The following is an 8,170-nucleotide window of genomic DNA, read 5'->3' as shown; positions in this document are numbered from 1 at the left end:
CTTTCGAGAAGACTACAGTAAAAAGGTGAAAAATGCTGCCGGAAACTTTTCGGTGGCAACAAAGATGGCGCTTACCACACTTAAGAATGAGAAAACAACAAAAGGAAGTATGAATCTGAAAAGACTAAATAAGTTTTTGTAACTGAAGTAAATAGATACAGGACACATCAAGAAGGAAAATCTATGAGCCTTCAGAAACAATGGTAAAAAGACACATACATACCGGTTAAGGGGAATTACGGAACCTTTTACACCACAAACCTTTGAAGATAAATGGTTTGTGGTGATGGAAACAAAAAAGAACAGATGTCTTTTTAATACGCTATCTTATCCAATATCCCGTTCAAGTGTGCAATAGCCACTCCATAATTAGTCATGGGAATCTGTTGCTTACGGGCATTATCAATCCGGTTTAGTACATATTTGCGATTGAACATGCAGGCTCCGCAATGAATGATTAAGTGATAGGGTGTCAAATCCTCCGGAAAGTCTGTACCTGCAACGATATCTATTTGCAACTCTTCACCTATCTTTTTACGCAACATACGTGGAAGCTTTACTCTGCCTATGTCCTCGGTGGCAGGGGCATGAGTGCAGGCTTCTGCTATCAATACCCGTGATTGTGGGGTGAGGCGGTCTATGGCTGAGGCTCCTTCCATATAATAGAGTATATCCCCTTTATATCCTGCCATCAGAACGGAAAAAGAGGTGAGAAGGCTTTCTGCCGGTTTTTGCTCATAAACGGCATGAAAAACTTGGGAGTCGGTTATGATTAGTTTCGGAGGATAGGACAGAGCCTGCAAAGTGGCGGCTATTTTATCGGTTGTACAGCTCATTACCAGACATTTTTTGTCCAATAATTCGCGCATCGTCTGTACTTGTGGAAGAATAAGTCGGCCTTTGGGAGCCTGTATGTCTTGTGGCATGACTAAGAGCACTAAATCTCCTTCTTTAACCAGATCTCCGGTAATGGTCTGTTGTCCGAAATCTGCCGGTAACTTTTCCAGAATAGCTTGAAGTATTTTCTCTATGCCCGTCTGTTCTTTTGCGCTGATAATGAGAGGATTTTGACCGCATTCTTTTTCTATACGATCCCTTGTGGATGCTATGTCTTTTCGGATATCAGCTTTGTTCAGTATCAGGATAACCGGAATATTCCTTTTATTTAACTGCTCCATCCATTGTTTTTCATCCTCGCAATTGCCGTCTTCACAAAGAAGTAAGGCAATATCTGTCCGTTCGATGGCTTTCAACGTACGGGTTATGCGCATTTCTCCCAATTCCCCTTCATCATCAAATCCGGGAGTATCGATAAAGAGACAAGGACCGATATGTTGAATTTCCATCGCTTTGCTGACAGCATCTGTTGTTGTACCGGGAATATCCGATACAAGGGCGGTGTCTTGTCCGGTCAAGGCATTGATTAGAGAGGACTTGCCGCTATTGCGTTTTCCGAACAGGACGATATGTAGCCGGTTGGCAGCGGGAGTGTTGTTTAGACTCATATTTTATTGGGCTTGAATTAGGTTCATTATCTGTATTGAAAAGGTTGCTTGACGCATGAGCGGTTAGAATCTGAAATCTCGTTTCCCTTCTTCTATCTCTTTCAGATTACGAATTGCTATTTCTTTTATTTTCGGATTGGGAATATGTTCCAACTCTTTTTTTATCAGTTGGATTCCTTTGGCTCGTGTATCCGGTGCCGCATAATCTTCCAGATACTCTTTTAGTGTCATCAATGCATTGGGGGCGCAGCAGTTGGCGATTTGTCCCGATTTGACTAATGACATAAAACGGTCGCCTGTACGCCCTGCCCGATAACATGCTGTACAGAAACTGGGGATATGCCCCAAGTCGAGCAGCCAGTTCACTACCTCGTCCAAGGTACGGGTGTCACTGATGTCGAATTGTGCTGAGTTTTCTTCCGGTGTTTCCGGAATGGCATAACCGCCTACGCTGGTCCGGGAGCCTCCGCTGATTTGTGAGATTCCCAGGTTTAAGACTTTGCGTCGGGTTGCAGCCGATTCCCTTGTAGAGATAATCATACCTGTATAAGGAACAGCGATACGGATTACCGCCACAATTTTACAAAATATATCATCTGAAATGGCATCCGGGAAATCTTGCGTGGAGATATCATCTGCCGGACAGATGCGAGGAACACTGATGGTATGTGGTCCCACTCCGAAGGTAGCTTCCAGATGTTCGGCATGCATCAATAATCCTGTAAAGTCATAGCGGTAGGTATTCAGCCCGAATAAAACACCTAGTCCTACATCGTCAATTCCCGCTTCCATGGCACGGTCCATCGCTTCGGTATGATAAGCATATTTGCTTTTCGGACCGGTGGGATGCAGGGATTCGTAATTTTCTTTATGATAAGTTTCCTGGAACAGGATATAAGTGCCGATACCTGCGTCTTTCAGCTTGCGGTAGTTTTCCACGGTAGTGGCGGCAATGTTGACATTGACCCGGCGGATAGCCCCATTTTTATGTTTGATGCTATAAATGGTTTGGATAGATTCCAGTATGTACTCAATAGGATTCCGCAACGGATCTTCTCCTGCTTCCAGTGCCAGGCGTTTGTGTCCCATGTCTTGCAAGGCAATTACCTCCTTACGGATCTCTTCTTGTGTCAGCTTTTTGCGTGCTATGGTCTTGTTCTTCAAATGATAAGGGCAGTAGACGCATCCGTTCACACAATAATTGGAAAGATATAGAGGGGCGAACATTACAATACGGTTGCCGTAAAACTTATGTTTGATTTCCTGTGCCAGCCGGAAAATGCGTTCTGTTAGATCCGGTTGGTCGCATTCCAGCAGTAATGCTGCCTCACGATGGGACAGTCCTTTGAATTGAGCAGCTTTGTCAATCAGTTGCTCTATCAGGGCACGATTGCTTTTGTTGTTGTGAGCATACTCCAAGGTATCCAGTATCTCTTGATGGTCTATGAATTCTTCAGCTATTTTAGAATCTGCTTTATACATGTTTGTTAGGGGTTAGTGATAGTCACCTCTATCTGTCGATATCCGGTAACCGATTGTTTCCAGTTGTTGTGCCAAAGCTCGTAAACCTTCGGCTGCTTCGGCACCGAAGGCGGCTTTGTTATCATACAAGGTGTATTTTTCTCTTTGCTCCCTGGGGGAGAGATTGGGCATCACTACATTAGCTCCTGCCAATATTCCTTTTTCCCGTCCGTCCGGTGACAAGGTGGCAAGGGCGGTGGTCGATGGAATCAGGGCGGACGGGTGCATTAACCGGAAAAGGGATAACAGCTTGAGGGTCATTCCTACACTTCCGGCCGGCTCTGTTCCGAATGGTGTGTCATGATGGGGGATAAATGGACCGATACCGATCATTTGGGGCTGGAATTGCTCTATGAATAACAGATCTTCCACCAGATGTGTCAGGGTTTGTCCCGGAGTGCCTACCATGATTCCTGTTCCGGTTTGATATCCAATTTCTTTTAGCCATTGCAGGCATTGGAGCCGATGCTTTAGTGACATCTCCTCAGGATGTAATTTCCTATAGTGTTCTTCGTTGTGTGTTTCGTGTCGGAGCAGATAACGGTTGGCTCCGGCACGGAAGAAACGTTCGTATGCTTCCCGTGATTTTTCTCCTAATGAAAGGGTGATGGCACAATCGGGGAATTCACAGTGGATGGCGGCAACGGTTTTTTCTATCCATTCATCTGTTAAGGCAGGGTCTTCACCGCCTTGCATCACGAAGGTGCGGAATCCGAGTGCATATCCTTCACGGCAACATTCCAAAATGGTTTCACGCTTTAATGCGTAACGGGTAATGGCGGTATTTCCTTTTCTTATTCCGCAATAATGACAGTTGTTACGACATCGGTTGCTCACCTCGATAAGTCCGCGGATAAATATCCCATTCCCGAAATGTGCCAAAGTGACTTCCCTGGCCTGTTGCTGTAAATACAGTAAAGTGCCGGTATCCTGACAGGAGAGGAGGTTGGCATATTCCTCACCTGTCAGGCTATGGTAGTGACGTAATTTGTCAATCAGTCGCTTCATGCATACCTTTAATATGTTTTTTTCTGTTTTGCCAGTTCCTGTACCAATTGGCGTTTTCCATTGTTGCTGCCGCTGTGCGTACTGGGTCCTGTGATACAACCACCCTCGCAGGCCATCACTTCGATGAATTGTCCGGGAGCTTTGCCCGATTTAGCGTAGGCGCGTAATGTTCCGATATTCTTCTTGTTTAAATCAGATACCTGTATGGCATTGATTTTGTCCGCTTCCATTTTCAGGAATGCCTTTACGGCTCCCATCACGCCGCCGGCTTGTGCGAATCCATGCGCTTCGCGAACGGAAGAGAATTCCATAGCGTATGGCTGTACAATCTCCAGGTTAATCTCGAAAGCATCGAAAATAGAGGAAATCTCTTCGAATGTCATCACAAAATCCACAGCCTCGTCACGTTGAGCTTCTTTACGTTTGGCTACACATGGTCCAACAAATACGATTTTTGCATCAGGATACTTCTCTTTGGCTATACGTGCGGCATAATACATAGGCGAGCCTGTGCCGGAAACGTATTTTTTCATATCGGGGATGTATTTGTTCACCAGCTCGATATAGGACGGGCAGCATGAGGTAGTCATGAATTTCTGTCCTTCTTCCAGTTTTTCTATCAGTTCATGCGCTTCATGTTCTACGGTGGACATGGCTCCTTGTGCTACTTCAATTATATCGGTGAAACCGATTTGTCTGAATGCACCATATACTTGTTCGATAGTTGTGCTGAATTGTCCCAAAATAGATGGCGCGACAATGGCTACCACTTGTTCTCCTTTACGGATGCGTTGCAACACATCGAATGTCTGGGATATTTCAAAAATGGCCCCGAAAGGACAGGCATTCATGCATTTACCGCAATAAATACATTTATTCTCATCAATATGCTCTATACCGTGTTCATCTTTGCTGATCGCTTTGACAGGACAAGATTCCTCGCAGGGAACGGGAATATAGACGATTGCGTGATAAGGGCAGCTTTTGTGGCAGATGCCGCAACTGATGCAGGTATCATGGTCGATCCATGCCTTGCCGGTGTCGGCATGTACATGTACGGCTCCTTTGGGACAATTGTACTGGCAACTGCGGGCGGTACATCCCCGGCATAAGTCGGTGATTTCATAATTGATCTGTACGCAGGCCGAGCATGCTTCGTCTATAACACACATAATGTTGTCTTTGGGCTTTCCATTGTTTGCACGTTCTATAGCACGTGCGGCATATTCGGATAGTGGAGTGAGCTCATCGGTTTCATCATCCATATCCAACCCCAGTAGAGGAAGGGATTTGTATTTCCATACAGCGCGTTCTTTGTGTACGCAGCAACGCCCTGCATGTTTTGAACGTCGGGGGCTGAGTTCTAATGGCAGACGGTCTATTTTGTCTGTTGTCAGTTCTCCGTTTTTCCACAATTTTACAAGTTCTGTCAGCAATCTGTGGCGGACAATCATAATGTTGTTCGTAAATGCCATATAGTTAAAGGGGTTAATTATTAGGTTTTGCAAAGATAGTGATAGTTTGTGTCCTATGGAAATATTAAAAAAAGAAAAATCACATTTTTCTCTTTTTATATTCAGATTCGTTCTGTCGCTGTGGAATGTAGCCGACTGGTTTATATATGAATCTTTGTAGGTAAAAATAATAAATTTCGTAAAAGCAACTGATAATGGCAGGGGAAGAGGAAACCATTTTAGTGAAAGATATGTTATAGCTGTGCCAATTTGGCAGAATAAAACTGTCAATTTCTCCTTTTTCATGTTTGGCACGTTTTTCGCAAGATGTTTTGCGTCACTGCTTAAAGATGACAGATAATTGATATAATTAAAAGTATAACATATAAAAATTAAGAACTATGAACATTAAACCATTAGCAGACAGAGTATTGATTCTTCCTGCTCCTGCAGAAGAAAAAACAATCGGTGGTATTATTATTCCTGATACAGCAAAGGAAAAGCCATTGCAAGGTGAAGTTGTCGCAATAGGTAACGGAACAAAAGATGAGGAGATGGTGTTGCATGTAGGTGATCAGGTATTGTATGGCAAATACTCGGGCACTGAACTGGAACATGACGGTAAGAAATACCTTATCATGCGTCAGAGCGATGTTCTCGCTGTTTTGGGATAATTAAATAGTACATTGTAAATCATTAAATTGTAAATAGAATTATGGCTAAAGATATTAAATTCAACATTGATGCCCGTGACGAATTGAAGAAGGGTGTAGACGAATTGGCTAACGCAGTGAAAGTAACCCTGGGTCCGAAAGGTCGTAATGTGATTATCGAAAAGAAATTCGGTGCTCCTCATATCACTAAGGATGGCGTGACTGTAGCTAAAGAAGTGGAATTGGCTGATGCATTTCAGAATACCGGTGCACAGTTGGTGAAATCTGTTGCTTCAAAGACAGGTGACGATGCAGGTGACGGTACTACTACTGCTACTGTGCTGGCTCAATCAATCGTAGGGGTAGGTTTGAAGAATGTTACTGCCGGAGCAAATCCGATGGATTTGAAACGTGGTATCGATAAAGCTGTTGCCAAAGTGGTTGAATCTATCAAGTCTCAGGCCGAAATGGTAGGTGACAACTATGACAAGATTGAACAAGTGGCTGCTGTTTCTGCCAATAACGATCCTACTATCGGTAAGTTGATTGCAGACGCTATGCGTAAAGTTTCTAAAGATGGTGTGATTACTATCGAAGAAGCTAAAGGAACGGATACTACTATCGGTGTGGTAGAAGGTATGCAGTTCGACCGTGGTTACTTGTCTGCTTACTTTGTAACTGATACAGAAAAGATGGAATGTGTGATGGAACATCCGTACATCCTGATTTATGATAAGAAGATTTCTAACTTGAAGGATTTCTTGCCTATCCTGGAACCGGCTGTACAGAGCGGACGTCCTTTGTTGGTTATCGCAGAAGATGTAGACAGCGAAGCATTGACTACGTTGGTTGTAAACCGTCTGCGTTCTCAGTTGAAGATTTGTGCTGTGAAAGCTCCGGGCTTCGGCGACCGTCGTAAGGCTATGTTGGAAGATATTGCCGTATTGACAGGTGGTATCGTTATCAGCGAGGAAAAAGGTTTGAAGTTGGAACAAGCTACTCTTGAAATGTTGGGTACTTGCGATAAGGTAACTGTTTCTAAAGATAATACTACTATCGTAAACGGTGCAGGCGCAAAAGAAAACATTCAGGAACGTATCAATCAGATTAAAGCTGAAATAAAGAATACTACTTCAGATTATGATAAGGAAAAGTTGCAGGAACGTTTGGCTAAGTTGTCAGGTGGTGTAGCTGTTCTTTATGTAGGTGCCGCTTCTGAAGTTGAAATGAAGGAAAAGAAAGACCGTGTGGATGATGCATTGTGCGCTACTCGTGCAGCTATCGAAGAAGGTATCGTTCCGGGCGGTGGCGTAGCTTACATCCGTGCTTCTGAAGCATTGGAAGGCCTGAAGGGCGATAATGAAGACGAAACAACCGGTATCGAAATTATCAAGCGTGCTATTGAGGAACCGCTTCGTCAGATTGTTGCCAATGCAGGTAAGGAAGGTGCAGTAGTAGTACAGAAAGTACGCGAAGGTAAAGGTGACTTCGGTTACAATGCCCGTACTGATGTTTACGAAAACTTGCACGCTGCCGGTGTGGTAGATCCTGCTAAGGTAACTCGTGTAGCTTTGGAAAATGCTGCTTCTATTGCAGGTATGTTCCTGACTACAGAATGTGTAATTGTGGAAAAGAAAGAAGATAAACCAGAAATGCCGATGGGTGCTCCCGGAATGGGTGGCATGGGCGGCATGATGTAATCTTTGCCCCATAAATGATTAACGGACTCCCTGTTGGCGAAATGTTGACAGGGAGTTTTTTATAGACCATAGTGGATTATCTTCTCAAGTTTTATTTACTCTCTAAATTTCGGCTCATCCGAGAAATTATGTTATGTGAGGAGACTGTGGATCACTCTTAAAAGATTAGTGGGGTTTATTTCAAATTGAACTGTCCTATAAAAAAGGGAGTGTTTCTGAATGTTCAGAAACACTCCCTTTTTGAGTGAGCCTCTTGTCGGATTCGAACCAACGACCCCGAGATTACAAATCACGTGCTCTGGCCAACTGAGCTAAAGAGGCATTGCTTT

General features: G+C 43.9%; 6 protein-coding genes and 1 tRNA gene. 2 read left to right on the top strand and 5 right to left on the bottom strand.

The features are described 5' to 3' along the window. Positions 1 to 314: 314 nt before the first annotated feature. The 4 genes from hydF to RE317_RS10290 all read right to left on the bottom strand — a co-directional run bounded on the left by hydF (position 315) and on the right by RE317_RS10290 (position 5,509). Entirely contained in the window at positions 315 to 1,505 is a 1,191-nt protein-coding gene (hydF, locus tag RE317_RS10305) for a [FeFe] hydrogenase H-cluster maturation GTPase HydF (RefSeq protein WP_005852935.1), read from the bottom strand. A gap of 63 nt (positions 1,506 to 1,568) precedes the next feature. Then, entirely contained in the window at positions 1,569 to 2,987 is a 1,419-nt protein-coding gene (gene hydG, locus RE317_RS10300) for a [FeFe] hydrogenase H-cluster radical SAM maturase HydG (RefSeq protein WP_005842339.1), read from the bottom strand. 12 nt (positions 2,988 to 2,999) lie between these two features. Then, on the bottom strand, positions 3,000 to 4,034 hold the full coding sequence (gene hydE / locus RE317_RS10295; protein ID WP_005842336.1) for a [FeFe] hydrogenase H-cluster radical SAM maturase HydE: 1,035 nt from the start codon (positions 4,032 to 4,034) through the stop codon (positions 3,000 to 3,002). An 8-nt stretch (positions 4,035 to 4,042) separates the two neighbouring features. Continuing rightward, a complete protein-coding gene (locus RE317_RS10290; protein ID WP_032935130.1) occupies positions 4,043 to 5,509 on the bottom strand; it encodes a 4Fe-4S dicluster domain-containing protein in 1,467 nt (488 codons plus the stop codon). Positions 5,510 to 5,889: 380 nt separating this feature from the next. Between RE317_RS10290 and RE317_RS10285 the strand changes: the two genes are divergently transcribed. Beyond that, positions 5,890 to 6,162, top strand: coding sequence for a co-chaperone GroES (locus RE317_RS10285; RefSeq protein ID WP_005842331.1), 273 nt, complete (start codon positions 5,890 to 5,892; stop codon positions 6,160 to 6,162). Between the two features lie 41 nt (positions 6,163 to 6,203). Continuing rightward, a complete protein-coding gene (gene groL, locus RE317_RS10280; RefSeq protein ID WP_005842327.1) occupies positions 6,204 to 7,841 on the top strand; it encodes a chaperonin GroEL in 1,638 nt (545 codons plus the stop codon). Positions 7,842 to 8,088: 247 nt separating this feature from the next. Here groL and RE317_RS10275 read toward each other — a convergent pair. Next, positions 8,089 to 8,162: transfer RNA gene (locus RE317_RS10275), tRNA-Thr, on the bottom strand. Between the last annotated feature and the right edge of the window lie 8 nt (positions 8,163 to 8,170).

This window comes from Phocaeicola sp. GP0067 (genome assembly GCF_031119655.1).
GTDB classification, from domain to species: Bacteria; Bacteroidota; Bacteroidia; order Bacteroidales; family Bacteroidaceae; genus Phocaeicola; species Phocaeicola vulgatus.
The sequence above is the reverse complement of the archived record's forward strand: the minus strand, read 5'-3'. Positions and strand labels throughout refer to the sequence as shown.